We start from the raw sequence: 18,695 nt of genomic DNA on the forward strand, positions 1-18,695 counted from the left end.
TTGAAATTTAATCCAAAATTTAAAATCCAAAATCCAAAATTGAATTGCCCCATGCCCTATTTATTTCCGGTCTTCGGGATTGGCGGCAACTGCTGGGTCGGGTTCTGCTCTTAATACTGAGTTTGGGCCACCAGATAAGACTGGATTGGGATCATACAAAGGTACACCTTCTTTAGCCCTTTCCAAACCGTAATCATAGGGGCCTGTAGCCAGTACTGGAGTTTGATCAAAATTCTCGATCGCTGGTGGTGAGGTCGTCATCCACTCTAAGGTAAGTGCTCTCCAAGGATTATTACCAGCTTTCTCGCCATACAACCAACTCCAAATGGCATTGATGATGAAGGGAAATGTTGAGACTGCCAGTATATAAGAACCATAGGTGCAGATTTCGTTCAGTGTGGTGAATTTGGGATCATACTGGGCAATACGGCGATTCATGCCCATTAAACCCAGCTTGTGCATGGGTAAGAAGGTCATGTTTAGACCGACAATTGTCAAGGCAAAGTGAACCTTACCCCAGAATTCGTTCAGCATTCGTCCCGTCATTTTCGGGAACCAGTGGTAAATCGCCGCATAAATGCCGAGAACACTACCACCAAATAGGACATAGTGCAAGTGTGCAACGACAAAATAGGTATCGTGAACGTGAATATCAAAAGGCACTGCTGCCAACATCACGCCACTGATCCCGCCAATCACAAAAGTGCCAACAAAGCCGATGGCAAATAGCATAGCGCTGTTAAGCTGGATTTTTCCACCCCACATGGTTGCTAACCAGCTAAATATTTTAATTCCCGTGGGTACGGCAATGATCATGGTGGTGATCATAAAGAACATCCGCAACCAACCGGGGACACCACTGGTAAACATGTGGTGCGCCCAAACAATTAGCCCTAAAAAGCTGATGGCGAGAGAGGAATAAGCGATCGCTTTATAGCCAAAAATCGGCTTGCGGGAATGAACGGGGATAATTTCTGAAATTCCGCCAAAGAATGGCAAAATCATGATGTAAACTGCTGGGTGGGAGTAAAACCAGAACATATGTTGGTATACTACCGGGTCGCCACCGCCAGTCGGGTTAAAAAATGTTGTCCCAGCAATTAAGTCAAAGGAAAGCAGAATCAAACCTGCTGCTAATACTGGGGTTGATACCAAAACCAGTGAAGAAGTGGCGAACATTGCCCAGCAGAACAAGGGCATTTTGTGTATGTCCATGCTGGGAATACGCATCTTCAGCAATGTCACAAGGAAATTTATCGACCCCAAAATTGAGGACGTACCCAGTAGTAGGACACTCATAATCCAAATGCCTTCACCCACTTGTCCTGTTACCAAACTTAGGGGAGGGTAGGAAGTCCAACCGGCATCGGGTGCATCGCCCACTACTAAACTGGCGATTAGCAACACACCCGCAGGCGGAATCATCCAAAAGGCAACAGCATTCAGCCGAGGAAATGCCATATCTTTTGCCCCAATCATCAGGGGAATTAGATAGTTAGCAAACCCTGCCCCGGTTGGCACGATCCAGAGGAAAATCATGATCGTGGCGTGCAGCGTGAACAGACTATTGTAGACTTCTGGGGTGACAAAATCTACCTCTGGGGTTCGCAGTTCTGTACGAACCAATTCAGCCATTACGCCACCAATGCAGTAGAAAATAAACGAAGTGACTAGGTATTGAATCCCAATCACCTTATGGTCGGTGTTGAAGCCAAAGTAGTCTTGCCATTTTCTGCTCCCTGGTTCCTCAAGAAGGGCGGGGATATTGGCAGTTTCTTGCAACTGAGCTTGGGTCATAGTCATTAGTCATTAGTCATCAGTCATTAGTCATTAGTCATTGGATTTTGACTAAATAACATATTGACTAATGGTGAACTTGATGGAGGATTTCTGGCTGAATTCCCATGTCCTTGGTGTAAGGAGCAAGAAAATCATTTGGAGATAGATCGGCAGGGTTAACAGCAACGGCTTGATTTAGCATTTCTTTGCTGGCAACTAGCTGCTCCTGCATCCATTTGTCAAAGGCTTCTTCTGTCTCAACAACTACTGGCGCTCTCATTGCACCGTGGTAGGGGCCACAAAGTTCAGCGCAGATCAGAGTATAATCGCCTGCTTTTTTGGGTGTGAAGCGAATCTCGCTTTGTCTACCAGGGATCGCATCTTGTTTCAGGCGGAACTCTGGCACCCAAAAGGCGTGGATGACATCGTTGGCTGTCATATTGATTTGCACTTCCCGTCCGATGGGGACATGCATTTCACCTGTAGTTATACCAGTTTCAGGATAAGTGAAAATCCAGGCATATTGTAGACCAGTGATGTTGACCCGTAATTCTGCTGGTTTGCCTGCTTTTTCAGGACTGCCGCCAATTGTCGGAGCAACACTACCTACACCTGGGGCATTCCGCAGTTGGGGAATTTGGTCAGCATTACGAACTTCTGCGGTAGCTGGATCTTGCATTGCCTGATCAGATTTTTCTTGATTGAGGTTGGGTTCGCTGCTGCCAGGAGTATCCCTTAAAGTAGCCGCGAGTGCGGTTCCATGCCCTGGCATTTTCATCGACTGCTGATTCATCGGTGCTTCATGGATCGCATGGGGATCAAAGCCACCGATTTCGTTGTAGACATCAAAGCTGTAAACTGAAATGCCGAAAACGATAATTGCTGGGATTGCCGTCCAGAGAATTTCTAGAGGTACATTGCCCTCAACTGGTGGTCCGTCTTCATTGTCACCTGCACGCCGACGGTATTTAAATGCAGAGTAAATTAAAATACCTTCAACGAGCAGGAATATACCTGTAGAAACAACCATCATCGTGTTGAATAGACCATCCACCAAAACGGCTTCATCCGTTGCGGCTGCTGGCAACAGACCGTGATTTTGACCGTACCAAAAGCTGGCTAGCGTTAGTACGATGCCAATCAGTAATGTCCAGATTGAACTTGGAATCTTCACGGCTTACTTAATTGAATTTACTACGTTATCTTAAACCTGCTCACTTACTAAGGTAGTCTAGGCTGGAAGGCATAGAGTCCAAAGGTCTGAAATTTTTATTAATTTTTTTAACTATTTTACTAATTTTGAGTACAAGGTGACTATCAGATACTGCCAAAAGTAGATATGAATCAGTAGAAAAATTTAAGGAAAAATTTAGAATGCTTAAATTAATTGTCACTAATCAATTTTTCACATCTTGAAAAATACCTAAAGCTTCAGGCAAAACCTTTCTGGAGTGATTCAAAGTATAAGTGAGTGCTAATCTATAAACCCTTTGCCTATACGCTAGGGTGAAGATAGGACGCTAAAAGAAAATTGAAAATTTTAACAGATCCACCAAGAGCGGGCAGAAAGTATCCTTCATGAGCGAATTTGTCCTACAACAACAAAATGAAGCGGCAGTTGAGCAGCAAAAGCCCAAGGAAATGATTCGGCGCTTGGTGTGGAAAATTTGCATAGCCACCTTAATTTTGATGGCAATAGGCAGTGCCACCCGTGTGATGAATGCTGGACTTGCTTGCCCAGACTGGCCCTTATGCTATGGCGAACTGGTGCCAGCCAAGCAAATGAATCTCCAAGTGTTTTTGGAATGGTTTCACAGATTGGATGCAGCTTTAATTGGTGTAAGCGCGATCGCACTCTTCGGTTTATCCTGGTGGCATCGTCGTTTCTTACCCTCTTGGCTGCCTTGGGCATCCACATTCGCTCTGTTTTTAATCGTCTTCCAAGGCATTTTGGGAGGACTCACCGTTACCGAACTGTTGCGGTTTGATATCGTTACCGCTCATTTAGGCACGGCACTGTTATTTTTTAGCACCCTCCTGATTATCGGCACGGCACTCACACCCTATCAGGGGACTGGAACCGTTGGTAAGTTGCCTTGGGTAAGTTTAACTGCTGCTGTTTTGGTTTACCTGCAAAGTCTGCTAGGTGCTTTGGTAGGCTCTCGTTGGGCGGTACACCAATGCCTTGGCGGTTCTCAACTTTGTACTGTGATGTACAGCCATATTGCTGGTTTGGTGCCCCCAACAGTGACAACCTTGGCAATGGTATTTATCTGTTGGCGGACACCAGCACTACATCCAGCCTTACGGCGACTGGCAAATATGGCAGGTGGGTTGTTGACCTTACAAATCTTGTTGGGATTTGCCACTTTCAAATTACATCTCCAAGTCGAGCCTCTCACCGTCTCTCACCAAGCTATAGGAGCTACTTTGCTGGGTACTTTGGTGGTTTTCACAGTTTTCGCACTGCGTGATTCAGTTAGTGCTAAGTCAGTCAGTGCTGAGTCACGAGTACTGAGTGCTGAGTAGGGAGTAGGGGAGATGGGAGAGCAGGGAAAGCAGGGGACGAATATTAAACTCATAACTCATAACTCAGCACTCAGCACTCATAACTCATAACTCAGCACTCAGCACTGATGATGCGGACCCACGCAGGTGTAGAAAATCTGTGTTTTCATTTGCCTGAAAGAGCCAGCTTGAGCGGGGGCTGCATTAAGTTGTTGAAAAATAAGGAACCAGAGCCAAAATGATTGAGACTAATGTCTCTCGCCACCACGAAACATTTTTACAGGTAATTCAAAGTTACTACCAGCTAACGAAGCCTCGGATTATTCCGTTGCTTTTGATTACTACGGCTGGGAGTATGTGGATTGCTGCTAAGGGTGAAGTAGACCCATTGCTGTTGCTAGTAACTCTCACTGGTGGCACCTTGGCTGCTGCAAGCGCCCAGACGATTAATTGTGTCTATGACCGGGATATTGATTATGACATGGAGCGGACGCGCCATCGTCCGATACCTTCGGGTAAGGTGCAGCCGCGCGATGCTCTAATTTTTGCGATCGCACTGGCGACGATTTCCTTTACACTCCTAGCAGTATTTGCCAACCTGTTAGCCGCCCTACTAGCCTTCTCTGGCATTGTCTTTTATATTTTGGTCTATACCCACTGGCTGAAACGCCACACCACCCAGAATATCGTTGTTGGTGGGGCTGCTGGGGCAATTCCGGCGTTAGTGGGTTGGGCTGCTGTCACAGGCACTTTAAGCTGGTCAGCATGGTTAATTTTTGGCATCGTCTTTTTGTGGACACCACCCCATTTCTGGGCTTTAGCTCTGATGATTAAAGATGACTACGCAAAAGTTGGGATACCAATGTTACCTGTGATTGAAGGTACTACGGCAACTGTCAAGCAGATTTGGTATTATACCCTGCTTACGGTAGTTGCGACCGTGTTATTGGTTTATCCCTTGGGCGCAAGTGGAATTCTTTATGGTGCGATCGCCGTAATTCTGGGAGGATTATTTATCTACAAATCTTGGCGGTTATTGCAAAATCCAGAGGATCGCGCTGTAGCTAAAGAGTTGTTTCTCTATTCCATTTCCTACATGATGCTGTTGTGTCTGGGGATGGTGGTGGATAGTCTTCCTATTACCCATAATCTAATTAGTGCGGTGATTAATCAGCTGAATTTATTAATCGGCTAATTCTTAGCTGGGGATTTCAGCTTCCAGAAATCGGGTTTGGAAAAAACCCGGTTTCTCCAAGGCGCAATCGCTCTTGCTCTGCTACTTCTAAAGTTTTAGACTGATAAATACAATATATTGAGGACTACTGAATTATTCCAACAGCAGAACAAACTCTACAGTACTTTTTTCTTTGCCGAAGATTAACTATGATGTATCAACCTGTTTATCTAGTACGTTTAGATGAACGCACAGGCGAAGTAGTCATCATAGCTGGTGAAGAAACCGAGATAGCAATTCAGCGTGATGGGAAATGGACATTTAAAATATGAAACCAAATTTTAATCAAATGAGCCTGAAAGAATTACGAGTCTATGTGCTGGCTCATCAAGACGATAATGAAGCTTTCTATGCTTACATGGATAAGTCTAAGACAGAAGCAAATTGGGTAACAATGCCACCTTTGAATTCAATGGATGACTTTAATAATTACCCTGAGTTTCTTGAGAAAATCGGTAAAGACGGAGAAGGTAGAGTATAAGCTTTAAATAGTCAAGCGATCGCGTTGGTAAAAGGGCGCGATGCCTACGGCGGTAAACTACGCATTTTCAGAAATTACAAAATATACAGAATAATTAGAGTTTGGCGTATTTGTGATGTCTACGACGGGCTATGACGCTCGTGACGCTATCGCCTTTGGCATCTCCCCTTGGGAGAAGACTCGCTCTAAGCAAAGCCATGCCGTTCGCGCAGCGTCTCCGTAGGAGAAGGCTTTACGCTTCGCTATCGGCATCGCAACTAAAGTTTTAGTCATAAGTGAATTTATTAAACATTAATTACACTCACTCATTTATCGCTATGGAAAAAGCAATGCAAGTAATTCGTCACGAGTTAAACCAGCATGAGCAGCAACATCTCGCAGTATGGCGTTAAGTGTACCAATTTTAATAGGGTCATGAGCAGGAACCGTGATATGATGCTCCCCATTCTGTTGAGTAGTTAACCGAATGTGGCTACCCTTTTGATGACTAATCTCATATCCTAGACGAGCTAAAGCGTTAACTAATTCTGAACCAGATAAGTCTCGTGGGAGTTTCAAGAAGCTATTACCTCATCACGGACTATGTGTAACCGAATGATTTTAGGACGGTTATGTTCATTAGGAAAATGGCAGTGAACCGCATCACGGATCATTTCCCGTAGTGTTTCTATATCGTCAGCCTGAGTAAAAATTGACTCGGTTAAAGCTCTAGCTGTATAGCCACCATCTGGATCATCTTCAACGAGAAATACAATTTCAGTCATAGCTCTTCCCTTAATTACTAAATTTTACGAGCGCTCATGAGACAACAATTTATCGTGCGATCGCACCAGGGGCTAACTCAATTGATTCCGGCTGTAAATACAAGTGAATTTTTCTGCTGATTAAGTTTCACGAGTATTTATATTTTTGAGCAGATTTACTTCTAGTGGTATCTCCAGTTTAAGTCAACTTTTGTTAGCTTAATAATATAGAGTTTATCGCTCCCCAGTAAGCGGCTGGAGGCAAAAGGATTAATATGGCTCATTTAAATCAGCGTCGCTCCCAAAATGTCAACGGCGATTTTTATGTAGATACTACCTGTATTGATTGTGATACCTGTCGCTGGATGGCTCCTGAGGTATTTTATGATGTTGATGAACAATCGGCGGTTTATCATCAACCAACCAATGATGTAGAAAGATTAGCAGCACTTGAAGCACTTTTAGCTTGTCCTACCAGTTCTATTGGCACAGTTGAGAAACCAAAAGATATCAAAGTTGCTCAACAACAGTTTCCTATATTAGTAGCAGAAAATCTTTACCACTGTGGCTATCATTCGGAAAAATCTTACGGTGCTGCTAGCTATTTAATTCAACTTCCAGAAGGTAACATTTTAGTGGATTCTCCCCGGTTTACGCCTCCTTTAGTCAAGCGTTTAGAAGAACTGGGATCAATTAGTTATATGTACCTAACTCATAAGGATGATGTGGCAGATCATCAAAAGTTTGCCGATCATTTTCAGTGCGATCGCATCCTCCACATTGATGATATTACTGCGGATACTCGCAATGTCGAAATACAGCTAACTGGTTCCGAACCATTTACTTTGACTCCAGATTTATTAATTATCCCAGTTCCCGGTCACACCAAAGGACAAACTGTTCTACTTTATAAAAATAAGTTCCTCTTCACTGGCGACCATCTCGCTTGGTCAGAAAACTTGCACCAACTGGCTGCATTCCACGGTGCCTGTTGGTATTCTTGGTCAGAACAAACTAAATCAATGCGGAACTTGGCTAATTACTCTTTTGAGTGGGTGCTACCAGGACATGGGCGAAGATTTCATGCTGATAAGGAAACCATGCGCCAGCAAATGCACAAGTGTATTGAGTTAATGGAATCTTTGGATTGACATTAGATAACTGACTTTTCTAACGCGATATGGAAAAACCCAACCCCCTTCCCGACGCGGGAAGGGGGAAAATTCAAAGTATCTCTCCTTTTAGGCTACGGTGTACACATAAGTATGACCAGTATAGGTTTCAACTCTTCTAGTAGTTTCGTAGGGTGCGTTATGGACACGCCGAAATAACAAATGAGTACGCCGAAATAACAAATGAGTATCCCGAAATAACAAATGGGTACGCCGAAATAACAAATGAGTACGCCGAAATAACAAATGGGTACGCCGAAATAACAAATGAGTATCCCGAAATAACAAATGGATATGCCGAAATAACAAATGAGTATCCCGAAATAACAAATGGATATGCCGAAATAACAAATGAGTATCCCGAAATAACAAATGAGTATCCCGAAATAACAAATGGGTACGCCGAAATAACAAATTTAGGCAAGGGGTTGGGGGTTAAATTTGTACTGCACTCAACTGAGAACCGCTATATATTGATTGCATACAAACCAGAAGCACTATAACCTGGGTTTTACCACCCTTTTAACCAAACACGGATTATGAAAAAGCTGATAAACAAGCCGGAAGATTTTGTGCGGGAAAGTCTAGAAGGTATGGCGGTGGCTAATTCCGATTTAATTAAAGTAAACTATGATCCCACTTTTGTCTATCGAGCCGATGCACCTATACAGGGTAAAGTAGCAATTATTTCTGGTGGTGGCAGTGGACATGAACCAATGCACGCTGGCTTCGTGGGCAGAGGAATGCTTGATGCAGCTTGTCCTGGGGAGGTTTTCACATCACCTACTCCTGACCAAATGCTAGCAGCTGCCAAACAAGTAGATGGAGGTTCTGGTATCCTTTATATCGTCAAAAATTACAGTGGCGATGTCATGAACTTTGAGATGGCAACGGAGTTAGCCCGTGCTGAGGGCATTCGAGTGCTAAATATTTTGATTGATGACGATGTGGCTGTGAAAGATAGTCTCTATACCCAAGGACGCCGGGGTGTGGGAACAACAATACTGGCGGAGAAAATTTGTGGTGCAGCCGCAGAGATCGGGTATGATTTGCCACAAATAGCAAATTTATGTCGCCGAGTAAATCTGAATGGGCGGAGTATGGGAATTGCTCTAACATCTTGTACAGTCCCCGCTAATGGAACGCCAACATTTGAATTGAGCGATCGCGAAATTGAATTAGGCATCGGTATTCACGGTGAGCCAGGAACAGAACGCACAAATATCAAATCAGTAGATGAGATTACCGAAATTTTGACGCGATCGCTGATTGAGGATACAGCATACAGCCGCACATTGCGCGAGTGGGATGAAGACAAAGGAGAATGGGTAGATGTAGAACTCATAAATCTCCCATTTGCAAAAGGCGATCGCTTGTTAGCTTTTGTCAATAGTATGGGTGGAACCCCGATTTCCGAACTGTATATTGTTTACCGCAAACTCGCCCAAATCTGCCAACAGCAAGGATTGCAAATTGTGCGAAACTTGATTGGGCCTTATATTACATCTCTAGAAATGCAAGGTTGCTCCATTACCCTGCTGAAATTAGATGATGAAATGAGCCGGTTATGGGATGCACCAGTAAAAACGCCGAGTTGGCGCTGGGGAATTTAACTAATTACGAATTATGTTGATATGGTGAATCAGGCGCAGATATTACAATGGTTGCAGGCATTTGCAACCGAGATAGAGCAGAATAAAGCATATTTGACAGAATTAGATGCTGCGATCGGAGATGCAGACCACGGGATCAATATGGATCGCGGCTTCAAAAAGGTAAGTACTCAGTTACCAACTCTTACAGATAAGGACATCAGCAACATTCTCAAAGCTGTGAGTATGACGTTGATTTCTTCCATTGGCGGTGCCAGTGGACCTCTTTATGGCACTTGGTTTTTACGAGCCAGTACAGCAGTAGTTGGTAAGCAAGAATTAACAGAACAAGATGTATTAGAGCTACTCCAAGCAGGCTTAGACGGCTTACTGCAACGTGGCAAAGCGCAACTAGGAGACAAAACAATGGTGGATGTGCTATCTCCGGCTGTGGCGGCTTTTGGGCAAGCTGTAGGAAAAAGTAAGGGAACGCTGGAAGCTATGCAACAAGCTGTAGCAGCAGCCCAGATAGGGTTGCAGGAAACTATACCCATGCAAGCGAAAAAGGGACGGGCTAGCTACCTGGGAGAACGGAGTATCGGACATCAAGATCCGGGAGGGACTTCTGCTTATTTAATGTTAAAGAGTTTGTTGGGGGTGTTGGAAAGTTCTGGCGAATTTTGAGATCCCAAAGATGCGATAAATCGCCCTCAGGACGAAGGACTGATTATTGTAAAGACGGCGATTTATCGCGTCTCTTGCGTTAATCGAACAGTATTAGCCCTAATCTGACAACGGTTACTACTAAGAGAATATTTGAAAAGTCCTCGCCTAAAAATTCAAACTTATCTGATTTGATTGACAACAGATATACTCTGGATGCGCCATTTACCTCCTTGTCGAATTAAATCATACCGGACTCGCAAATTATCGTTAGAAGAGTTTTGAAACTGACCATTTTCATATAACTGCGACCCTTCCTTAACCGTAGCTTCCACTGCGGCACGATCTGCAAATAAATCAATTTTCTCTACAGATTCCACCTTCAGGCTATGGCCGTACTTGCGGTAGAGATTATCTGACCTATACTGTTGAGCAGTTTGCCGCAATTGAGACAAAGCTGAACCAGTTAAAATCTGCTCTAAATTATTAATCGCATGATTCGGCCCGAAAGCTGCGGCTTTGATAGATAGCCAAGTTTGAATGACTTCCTCTGCCGTTGCATCTGTTAAAGGACTATCTGATGATTGTGGCTTACTCTTTGGATCAGGAATAGATATTGGTGGTTGATTTATCTGTACAAACAACTGGTAATCATGCGGAGATGGTGTAGGGAAAAACAAATTTTTTAACCATCCAAAAGCTGTTGTAACTAACACCCAGAAAACTAATATACTCACCAAAGAAATAAACACCCTCCAGACCACCCGTGTTTTCCCTTCTATGGTGTTAGCAAAAGTTCGACGCCGCCGGGGACGACGAGCATGAGGACGATTATCTGGTACACGCTGTCGGCTAGCAGATGGAGTAGGTTTTCTCCGCCGACGCTTTTGGTTATGACTGGGTGCAGCAGTCTTTCCTGAACCGTTCAAATGCTGATTAGTGCCTCTGCTCATTCGTTCGGCAGTAGGAACCTCTGATTTTACACTCCCCGATGAATTCCACATGGGTGATAACAAGTTTGAATATTCGGGTGTTTCTTTTGTTGGTGTTTCTGGCAAATCTAGATCAGGTGTTCTGCTGTGATTAAATTGCCCGGAAGTCTTAGTTGAATTGTTGGGGAAACGGGGATTATTTGTCTGCGGCTGGGGAAAATGCTGGGGGTTAATTACAGCCCATTCATTAGTTGTTTCTGCATCTGTTGGCAATGCTTCTAAATAAGCTTGTACTTGTTGGTTAGCAAAGTAATCTTTTAGGAAAGCTTGCTGGTTTGCTAAATCTCGAAAATGTGGAAATACTTCGTGTTGCAACCACTGTTCTGCATATAGACACAGCCCCGGTAACAAATCTGGAGAGTCTTGAGATTTTTCCCGAATGAAAGCTAAAGCTTCGTACTCCTGACTAAGTTCTAAAACACGAGTTGCTTCTTGGGTTTGTCCTAAGAGTAACGCACACAGAGACTGTTCTAAATGTACATCTTGACGCTTACCCAGACGCATGAGCATTTGCCTAGCTTGACGAATTAAAGCCGGTTGCCGTTGAGCAAATCCCCGTGCTATCAAGGCATAAACAGCTAAGTAAGTGGCAACAGCAGAAGGACGTTTGCTTTGGGTTTCAAATAACTTATGCTGCTCTGCGACTGTCAAGTGGTTGCGTAATTGCTGGATAAATCGTAGAAAGTCATCTATATTTAAACCAGATTCATCATTGCTCGTGCCATCAATCCCACCACGATCTTCTAAAAGGTTTTGTAATAATTCCAAGCCTTGGTGTCGTTCGGCAGTCTTCTCTTGAGGTAGTGCCAGCAACTCCAAAATTCGATATGGTCGCAATTTGTAAAGATCCGCCTGAATTTCTGCCTGGACACTGGAAAATAACCCTTCGCGGGCTAGCAGTTCTTGACCAGTTTCTAGGGATATGGCGGCATTTTCATAGTGACCTTGCTGCCACTGTTCACGACCTAATTCTAGACAAGCAAGGGCTACAGTGAGAACAACGTTTGGATGTTCACCACTTTCATCTATTTCTTCGTCTACTAAATTATTGCCTTTTCTTGCACTTGTAGCACTATTTTTATTTACCAGGTATGGACGACCTAGTTTCAGTACAAGTTCGTATTCCCCCAACTCTTGCAAAATTAATAAAGCGCCAACTAATTCGTCTTGGGTAATTTCGATGCCCAGACTCTGGATACCAGTACCCCTTTTGGTGCTTTCTGTGCGATTTTCCAGTGCTACTGCGGCAGCAGCAAGGTTATCAGGGTCATAGGCGTGGGCAAGATAAAGCTGATCGTAGGTACTGCGTTGTTTTGGATCTGATAAAACCACGTAAGCTTCTTCTATGAGTTGTTTACGAGAAGAAATTGCAGCCTGAGAATACTCACGTCGTGGCAATTGGACAATGCGATCGCTGTATGCTTGTCGCAATTGTTCCTCACTTGCCGCTAACGGTAGTCCTAAAATTCGGTAGTAATCTAGCGGAATTCGCACAGCCTACTTCCCCTGCACCGTGATCAACATAATTCACCTAGAGCTTTCCAGGACTGTAAAACCGCGCTATAACAATGTCGTGTAGAATTTACTCTACAAGTGTATATCGCAACAACTTGTTTTGTACCTTATACGAAATTTTGAATCATATTCTAGTACTAATTTTTTGCTTTCGCCTAGAAAGCTTGAGTTTTTTGTCTTAATTCTTAGTATTTTTGTTTAACACAACTATTATCAGCCTTCCATAGCACAAACCACAACCACCGCTTTTAGTGACCACATAAATGTTGTGGTTGCAAGAATCCATTGATCATTGATTTTTTCGGCACTTTCCCAGTAGGAGGTAATAAAAATATTACTATTGGTGATTGACCCTGACAACAGGAGAAAAAAATAATATCATAATTAACCTTTAATTACAATTACCTATTGGGTATAGAAATTTTTGCGTCCTTTTTTTTTAAATTGTTAATGGATATGCAGAAAGTAGTCCATGTTGATTGCTAGTCTATGAAGGGGAATAGTGAGAGAGAAAAACCCAAAATGGCAACATCTGCCGTTAGAGTCAAATCCTCGCGGGGCATGGGCTGAAAAGTTAAAAATCAAAAATTAAAAATTTAGCTATTCCCTAAGACCCTTTCTTGGTGGATAAATAAAGTTTGATTGTTGAGTCTTACAAAGGCTAGCCTGTTAAAAGCTGAGGTGTTATCAGACCAATTTATTAAAGACCGTAACTTAAAGTTGTACAACAGGGATACTCAAAAATAATGGTTCAAGAGCGTACTTTACCCACATTTAATCCTGCTACTACGCATATTACTAAGGAAGAAGCGTTACGGTTTTATGAGGACATGGTATTAGGGCGCTTGTTTGAAGACAAATGCGCTGAAATGTACTACAGGGGCAAAATGTTTGGTTTTGTCCATTTGTACAACGGTCAAGAAGCCGTTTGCAGTGGTGTTGTGCAGTCAATGCGACCGGGTGAAGATTTCGTTTGTAGTACCTACCGCGACCACGTTCACGCTCTGAGTGCGGGTGTACCAGCAAAAGAGGTAATGGCAGAATTATTTGGCAAAGCCACAGGTTGCAGCAAAGGGCGCGGTGGTTCGATGCACATGTTTTCTGCCGAACATCGCTTGCTAGGTGGCTATGCTTTTGTGGCTGAGGGAATTCCTGTAGCAGCTGGAGCGGCTTTTCAAACCAAATACCGCCGCGAAGTCCTGGGAGATAAAAATGCTGACCAAGTGACAGCTTGCTTTTTTGGCGACGGTGCAGCTAACAACGGTCAGTTTTTCGAGACGCTAAATATGGCAGCCCTATGGAAACTGCCAATTCTGTTTGTGGTCGAAAATAATAAGTGGGCGATTGGGATGTCTCACGAGCGAGCGACTTCCCAGCCAGAGATTTATAAAAAAGCCAGTGTATTTAACATGGTGGGCGTGGAAGTAGATGGCATGGATGTTCTAGCAGTACGAGCCGTAGCCCAAGAAGCTGTAGCCCGTGCCCGTGCAGGTGAAGGACCAACATTAATTGAAGCACTTACCTACCGCTTCCGGGGTCACTCTTTAGCAGACCCAGATGAAATGCGAAGCAAAGCTGAGAAAGAATTTTGGTTCGCTCGTGACCCAATTAAGAAGTTAGCAGCTTATTTGCTGGAGCAAAATTTGGCGGATGAGGAAGAACTCAAAGCAATTGATCGTAAAATTCAAGGTGTAATCGACGAGGCAGTTAAATTCGCCGAAGACAGCCCCGAACCAGACCCTAGCGAGTTATATCGTTTCGTTTTTGCAGAAGACGAATAACAGAGTTAGGAGTTAGGAATTAAAAGTTATGAATTTTTAACTCCTAACTCACAACTCCTAATTCCTAACTATCTCTAAACTCAGGACTAAAATTTGTGTTTAGCATCGCCATTCAACAGCAACAATACAAAACCTACATCCTTTCAGATGAAACCGTTGGTTCTCAACTGGAAGTCGTACCAGAACGCGGTGGTATCATCACCCGTTGGCGGATTCAAGGGCAAGAAATTTTTTACCTGGACACTGAACGCTTTACTCACCCTGATTTAAGTGTCAGAGGTGGGAATCCGATTTTGTTTCCTATTTGTGGCAATCTACCAGATAATACTTACACTCATAATGGGCAACAATATACTCTTAAACAACACGGTTTTGCCCGTGAATTGCCTTGGAAAGCAACAGAACAAAAGACTGGAGATAAAGCTAGTCTGACTGTTGTCCTCAATAGCAATGAGCAAACAAAGGCAGTTTATCCTTTTGATTTTCAACTGGCTTTCACCTACGAACTCCAAGGTAATACCTTAGAAGTTCATCAGGTATATAAAAACTTGTCATCGACACCAATGCCATTTTCGGCTGGTTTCCATCCCTATTTTCTGTGTGGTGATAAAACTCAGCTAGAGGTTAATATTCCCTCTGGGCAGTATCAAGACAATAAAACCAAGCAAATTCACTCCTTTAACGGCAAATTTGACTTTAGCCAAGATGAAATTGATTTTGCATTTGGACAGCTAACTGGCCAATCTGCGGCTGTAATCGATAACAGTCGCAAGTTAAAGCTTCACCTAGACTATGATGATTTTTCTACTTGGCTGGTGTTTTGGACAGTTAAGGGCAAAGAATTCTACTGTTTAGAGCCTTGGAGCGCCACCCGTAACTCCCTGAACACTGGTGAAAATCTGACTGTATTAGCGCCTGGAGCTAGCTATTCGGCATCTATTAAGTTAACGGCAGATTTTTTCTAAACTTCTTTACAAATCTACAGATGTTTATGCTATGATGGCAAAGTTGCGAAATGCACTGAAAGGGTCGCTAACTCAACGGTAGAGTACTCGGCTTTTAACCGATTAGTTCCGGGTTCGAATCCCGGGCGACCCATACAGAAGTTTATTAAATGACATGAGAGTGCGATCGCTGATCTTTTTAATTACAGTCAGTGCGATCGCCTCTTTATAGTAAAATTTCACTAATTCCGTAGGCTAGGCATAATCTAATCACAAATGCAAGGGTAAACAACGGTTAGTAAGCTAATCGGCATTCAAGTTGCATAATCAGGGCGGGTAAGACTTCGGCGTGAGTGCTACTTCGACCCTTCTCTACTAGACTCTTCGGCAAGCTCAGGGAAGCGCGCTGCGCCAACGTCATTGATAGCACCTCTATTTCAGCTAATTTCCAAATAATAGTAATAATTGCAGGTTTAGATGACTTTTTTGATAAACTTAATGCCATAACCGATGAAGAAATCTACCGCACCCCCATCAACAATTAAGTACCACTGGGAACCTGGGGGACACCCATTTTGAGAGTGACATCTAAATCGTAGTCTTTGTAGATACCCGCAGCCATCGTCTGGTAAAATCCGTCTTGTTCTGCTTGTGCTATCCAGTTTGTACTAAACGTAATGTTATCCAACCGAAAACTGCTATTTGACGGTTGGTTGCTGTTAGTACAAGCAGCAATGACGCTAGTACCAATCCAGATAGAACTGTATTGAATAAAATTGCGGCACCTAAGGGGATAAATTGCTGTTGTAGCTGAATCTAAATGTACATTCTAGAATCAACTTTTGATTCACTAGTGAATAGGGCTGAATTTCTAGAGCACCTTGAAAAGCTCTGATCGCTTCACCATACTCTCCTAATGCCGCATAACACAAGCCCATACCATGAAGCGCCCCAAAATGTATTGGATTTATCTGCACAACCATCTGACAATCTGTTAGAGATTTTTGATAATCACCAACACTGTAATAGAGGAAAGCACGGCGATTCCAGGCTTCGGCAAAATCTGGCTGGTCTTTGATTAGTGCCGTCAGCGCTGTTTCGGCTTGGGTAATTTCACCTGCATCCAGTAACTTTTGACTGCGATCAATTATTTCCAGCCCATAGATTCCCTTTTGCTGAAACCAGATTCGCCAGATTTTTCTAGTTGCCTTTTCGCGGACTGTGGCATCCGGGTTTTTCAACTCTTCAAGTAAGGAATGAATAGATAAAGAATCCATGAAGTTGAGATCAGTGAATATACCTTTGTATTAACTTTCTCACAAAATATATCTATTAAATCATTTTTAAAGTCATCTTTAAATTTGGGTGATTAATTGCTAATTATGATGAATTTCCTGTATTATTTAGCAAGCATTCAGGGGGTATAAAGAAGACGAAAAACAACCCCCAAAATCAAGCAACGTTACTCAGCACTCAGCACTGTTTCGGTAACGCCGGATTTTGATGCAGTCTGGATTAGGGTTGCTGCTACTTTTTTTGCCTGTGAAGCAGTTGACCAACTTCCTTCCATCATCGCAACCACGATCGCACCTTGCACCAACAGAAGCAGTTGCCTAGCTAACTGTTCCGGTGATGAAACTTCTGCGGCTTGAGCTAGGCTCTTGATATAGAGGTAGATTGATTGTTGATGCTCCAATGCCACTCGATGTCCAGGATGGTCAGCATTGGCTAGTTCTACTGAAGCATTAATGAATGCACAACCTCGAAAATCTGGGCCCTCAAACCATTGCCGTAGCGCATCAAATATTGCCAATAGTTGTTGGGATGGGTTAGAAGCTCGTTCTTCAATCGTGGTTTTGAGCCATTCGCACCATTGTTGATCCTGTTGTCGTAGCCACGCTTCAATCAATGCATCTTTAGACTTGAAATGATTGTAGAGCGACATCTTAGCAACGCCAGATTCCGCAACTATTCTGTCAATACCGACGTTGCGAATTCCTTCTCGATAAAACAAGCCTGATGCTGTAGTGAGGATGCGATCGTGAACAGATTTACGGGTTGTTTTCGGTTTAGTCATTTAGATCGCATCCTTGAATAATGTGTAACTTTTAAATGCTTCATCAATAATACTGACAAAGATTTTCCCAAGTTTAGGATTGTTTAAACTTCAAACTAAACTAGCTCTTTAAAGTGACTGCATAAATGTGCAAACCATTTCAAATTTTTGTTAGGCTTTTATGTCATAGCTATTCTATGACTGTAATTGTCAAAAATAAGTATATAGTTATATTCAGGTTTTAAAATAGTTTTTAACTCTGTGTGAGAATATATATCAGCAGCAAAAAATAACAATAATTGAAAATTAAAAAACACTTTTAACTATTCTTTGATTCGTTTTAAACATCAGACTATTTCATCCATCTGAATGTTGAATTAAGTTTGTTTTACCAAATTGGTTAAATCATAAACACTATTATCGATTGCTTATTCTATTCTTTCATTCGCCAAAGCTTCGATGATTTCTGAGGATTTAAGAAAAAACTATCTGTAAAAAATAAAGGGGTTATCCCAAAAGAGATTGATGAACTGCAAGCAGACCAAAGTCCCCCCGAACTTTGGAACTGCTACCGATTAAGTACTTCCACAATCCTCCAGAGACTTGTGGGGCAAAACCATCAGTTCATCAAACAATTGGTTAACTTATGGGATTTGGCTTCTTCACTACAGCGCAAGTGCTTGGAGATCCTTTGTGCGTGAAGTGGTTTAGATTCCCTATAAATCCAGAATATCATACATCTGGCCAATTTACTTGCGCTGACCAATTAATTTACAAAGAGTATTCGTGGTTACAATTAGTCATCACGGCAGTTCCTCCTGGGGGAAACCCTCAAGACCAGACTGCCTCAGCTAGAGAGCCTCAAAGCCAATGATTGCGTTATTCTGTTGTTTGGAGTTGAGCAAATATCGCCGATTCTCCTTTGTGAAACATCCAGAATCAAGAGAGAGACTCAATCATTTATCTCTTCATTTATAGTTAGAACAGTCTGTCTATTTACATTGCTGAATGTCCTTATATATAGGGGTAATAATATTTTCAAATCTATACAGAGTTGTCTATTTATCATTAAATATATCTCTATTCATTCAACATTTATTTTTCCTATTGTTATCAGAGTTACTATTATTAATTAAAAAGGTTGATAGGATTTTGAAATCAAGGAAGTCAAAGAAGTTATCTGATGAGAATAGAAATATCAGAGCAGATTTCTTGATATCAGCTATTTGCTTAGG

19 protein-coding genes and 1 tRNA gene are annotated in these 18,695 nt (G+C 42.7%); 11 read left to right on the forward strand and 9 right to left on the reverse strand.

Annotation, left to right across the window (positions count from 1 at the left end):
- Window positions 1-60: 60 nt before the first annotated feature.
- Window positions 61-1,797 carry a cytochrome c oxidase subunit I gene (gene ctaD, locus V7K31_RS19625; protein ID WP_335096297.1) on the reverse strand — a complete coding sequence of 579 codons (1,737 nt, stop codon included), beginning with the start codon at window positions 1,795-1,797 and terminating at the stop codon, window positions 61-63.
- 67 nt (window positions 1,798-1,864) lie between these two features.
- Window positions 1,865-2,953, reverse strand: a complete 1,089-nt coding sequence (locus tag V7K31_RS19630) for a cytochrome c oxidase subunit II (protein WP_335096265.1) — start codon at window positions 2,951-2,953, stop codon at window positions 1,865-1,867.
- A gap of 404 nt (window positions 2,954-3,357) precedes the next feature.
- Here V7K31_RS19630 and V7K31_RS19635 point away from each other — a divergent pair, with 404 nt between their 5' ends.
- From V7K31_RS19635 to V7K31_RS19650, 4 genes are all read left to right on the forward strand, one after another.
- A complete protein-coding gene (locus V7K31_RS19635) occupies window positions 3,358-4,308 on the forward strand; it encodes a COX15/CtaA family protein (RefSeq protein ID WP_335096266.1) in 951 nt (316 codons plus the stop codon).
- A gap of 217 nt (window positions 4,309-4,525) precedes the next feature.
- On the forward strand, window positions 4,526-5,482 hold the full coding sequence (locus tag V7K31_RS19640; RefSeq protein WP_335096268.1) for a heme o synthase: 957 nt from the start codon (window positions 4,526-4,528) through the stop codon (window positions 5,480-5,482).
- A gap of 134 nt (window positions 5,483-5,616) precedes the next feature.
- Window positions 5,617-5,793: a DUF6888 family protein gene (locus V7K31_RS19645; protein ID WP_442941329.1), complete on the forward strand. Its 177-nt coding sequence runs from the start codon at window positions 5,617-5,619 to the stop codon at window positions 5,791-5,793.
- Window positions 5,790-6,002, forward strand: coding sequence for a DUF6887 family protein (locus V7K31_RS19650; protein WP_335096271.1), 213 nt, complete (start codon window positions 5,790-5,792; stop codon window positions 6,000-6,002). The genes V7K31_RS19645 and V7K31_RS19650 overlap by 4 nt, the downstream gene beginning before the upstream one ends.
- Before the next feature lie 129 nt (window positions 6,003-6,131).
- On the opposite strand, the gene V7K31_RS19655 is transcribed toward V7K31_RS19650, so the two are convergent.
- The 3 genes from V7K31_RS19655 to V7K31_RS19665 are packed head-to-tail and all read right to left on the reverse strand — an operon-like array spanning window position 6,132 to window position 6,766.
- The gene (locus V7K31_RS19655; protein ID WP_335096273.1) at window positions 6,132-6,275 is read right to left on the reverse strand and encodes a hypothetical protein; all 144 of its coding nucleotides are present in this window, start codon (window positions 6,273-6,275) and stop codon (window positions 6,132-6,134) included.
- A 42-nt stretch (window positions 6,276-6,317) separates the two neighbouring features.
- Window positions 6,318-6,560: a type II toxin-antitoxin system HicA family toxin gene (locus tag V7K31_RS19660; RefSeq protein WP_334970486.1), complete on the reverse strand. Its 243-nt coding sequence runs from the start codon at window positions 6,558-6,560 to the stop codon at window positions 6,318-6,320.
- Window positions 6,557-6,766 (reverse strand): 2-oxoisovalerate dehydrogenase E1 subunit beta, encoded by a 210-nt coding sequence (locus V7K31_RS19665; RefSeq protein WP_335096274.1) that lies wholly within the window; start codon window positions 6,764-6,766, stop codon window positions 6,557-6,559. The genes V7K31_RS19660 and V7K31_RS19665 overlap by 4 nt, the downstream gene beginning before the upstream one ends.
- Before the next feature lie 254 nt (window positions 6,767-7,020).
- On the opposite strand from V7K31_RS19665, the gene V7K31_RS19670 reads away from it, so the two are divergent.
- From V7K31_RS19670 to dhaL, 4 genes are all read left to right on the forward strand, one after another.
- Complete coding sequence (locus tag V7K31_RS19670; RefSeq protein WP_335096275.1) at window positions 7,021-7,896, forward strand: MBL fold metallo-hydrolase; 876 nt, start codon at window positions 7,021-7,023, stop codon at window positions 7,894-7,896.
- 155 nt (window positions 7,897-8,051) lie between these two features.
- Window positions 8,052-8,420 (forward strand): hypothetical protein, encoded by a 369-nt coding sequence (locus tag V7K31_RS19675; protein WP_335096276.1) that lies wholly within the window; start codon window positions 8,052-8,054, stop codon window positions 8,418-8,420.
- 36 nt (window positions 8,421-8,456) lie between these two features.
- Window positions 8,457-9,530 (forward strand): dihydroxyacetone kinase subunit DhaK, encoded by a 1,074-nt coding sequence (dhaK, locus tag V7K31_RS19680; protein WP_335096278.1) that lies wholly within the window; start codon window positions 8,457-8,459, stop codon window positions 9,528-9,530.
- A 21-nt stretch (window positions 9,531-9,551) separates the two neighbouring features.
- Window positions 9,552-10,193, forward strand: coding sequence for a dihydroxyacetone kinase subunit DhaL (gene dhaL, locus V7K31_RS19685; RefSeq protein ID WP_335096279.1), 642 nt, complete (start codon window positions 9,552-9,554; stop codon window positions 10,191-10,193).
- 161 nt (window positions 10,194-10,354) lie between these two features.
- Here dhaL and V7K31_RS19690 read toward each other — a convergent pair whose 3' ends face one another.
- On the reverse strand, window positions 10,355-12,658 hold the full coding sequence (locus V7K31_RS19690; protein ID WP_335096280.1) for an IMS domain-containing protein: 2,304 nt from the start codon (window positions 12,656-12,658) through the stop codon (window positions 10,355-10,357).
- A gap of 767 nt (window positions 12,659-13,425) precedes the next feature.
- Between V7K31_RS19690 and pdhA the strand changes: the two genes are divergently transcribed.
- From pdhA to V7K31_RS19705, 3 genes are all read left to right on the forward strand, one after another.
- Window positions 13,426-14,460, forward strand: coding sequence for a pyruvate dehydrogenase (acetyl-transferring) E1 component subunit alpha (pdhA, locus tag V7K31_RS19695; protein ID WP_335096281.1), 1,035 nt, complete (start codon window positions 13,426-13,428; stop codon window positions 14,458-14,460).
- A gap of 95 nt (window positions 14,461-14,555) precedes the next feature.
- Complete coding sequence (locus tag V7K31_RS19700; protein WP_335096283.1) at window positions 14,556-15,425, forward strand: aldose epimerase family protein; 870 nt, start codon at window positions 14,556-14,558, stop codon at window positions 15,423-15,425.
- A 61-nt stretch (window positions 15,426-15,486) separates the two neighbouring features.
- Window positions 15,487-15,558: transfer RNA gene (locus tag V7K31_RS19705), tRNA-Lys, on the forward strand.
- Window positions 15,559-15,945: 387 nt separating this feature from the next.
- Here V7K31_RS19705 and V7K31_RS19710 read toward each other — a convergent pair.
- The 3 genes from V7K31_RS19710 to V7K31_RS19720 form a co-directional block, all read right to left on the reverse strand.
- A complete protein-coding gene (locus V7K31_RS19710; protein WP_335096285.1) occupies window positions 15,946-16,092 on the reverse strand; it encodes a hypothetical protein in 147 nt (48 codons plus the stop codon).
- A 97-nt stretch (window positions 16,093-16,189) separates the two neighbouring features.
- On the reverse strand, window positions 16,190-16,681 hold the full coding sequence (locus V7K31_RS19715; RefSeq protein WP_335096287.1) for a tetratricopeptide repeat protein: 492 nt from the start codon (window positions 16,679-16,681) through the stop codon (window positions 16,190-16,192).
- 185 nt (window positions 16,682-16,866) lie between these two features.
- On the reverse strand, window positions 16,867-17,481 hold the full coding sequence (locus V7K31_RS19720) for a TetR/AcrR family transcriptional regulator (RefSeq protein ID WP_335096289.1): 615 nt from the start codon (window positions 17,479-17,481) through the stop codon (window positions 16,867-16,869).
- Window positions 17,482-18,695: the final 1,214 nt, after the last annotated feature.

The sequence above is a fragment of the Nostoc sp. genome, assembly GCF_036917675.1.
In the GTDB taxonomy this organism is placed as follows: domain Bacteria; phylum Cyanobacteriota; class Cyanobacteriia; order Cyanobacteriales; family Nostocaceae; genus Nostoc.

Bases quoted from the DNA above. Each gene is read 5' to 3' on its own strand.
- ctaD (WP_335096297.1), bottom strand. From the start codon at position 1,797: ATGACCCAAGCTCAGTTGCAAGAAACTGCCAATATCCCCGCCCTTCTT.
- V7K31_RS19635 (WP_335096266.1), top strand. From the start codon at position 3,358: ATGAGCGAATTTGTCCTACAACAACAAAATGAAGCGGCAGTTGAGCAG.
- V7K31_RS19640 (WP_335096268.1), top strand. From the start codon at position 4,526: ATGATTGAGACTAATGTCTCTCGCCACCACGAAACATTTTTACAGGTA.
- V7K31_RS19650 (WP_335096271.1), top strand. From the start codon at position 5,790: ATGAAACCAAATTTTAATCAAATGAGCCTGAAAGAATTACGAGTCTAT.
- V7K31_RS19655 (WP_335096273.1), bottom strand. From the start codon at position 6,275: ATGACTAAAACTTTAGTTGCGATGCCGATAGCGAAGCGTAAAGCCTTC.
- V7K31_RS19665 (WP_335096274.1), bottom strand. From the start codon at position 6,766: ATGACTGAAATTGTATTTCTCGTTGAAGATGATCCAGATGGTGGCTAT.
- V7K31_RS19670 (WP_335096275.1), top strand. From the start codon at position 7,021: ATGGCTCATTTAAATCAGCGTCGCTCCCAAAATGTCAACGGCGATTTT.
- dhaK (WP_335096278.1), top strand. From the start codon at position 8,457: ATGAAAAAGCTGATAAACAAGCCGGAAGATTTTGTGCGGGAAAGTCTA.
- dhaL (WP_335096279.1), top strand. From the start codon at position 9,552: ATGGTGAATCAGGCGCAGATATTACAATGGTTGCAGGCATTTGCAACC.
- pdhA (WP_335096281.1), top strand. From the start codon at position 13,426: ATGGTTCAAGAGCGTACTTTACCCACATTTAATCCTGCTACTACGCAT.
- V7K31_RS19715 (WP_335096287.1), bottom strand. From the start codon at position 16,681: ATGGATTCTTTATCTATTCATTCCTTACTTGAAGAGTTGAAAAACCCG.
- V7K31_RS19720 (WP_335096289.1), bottom strand. From the start codon at position 17,481: ATGACTAAACCGAAAACAACCCGTAAATCTGTTCACGATCGCATCCTC.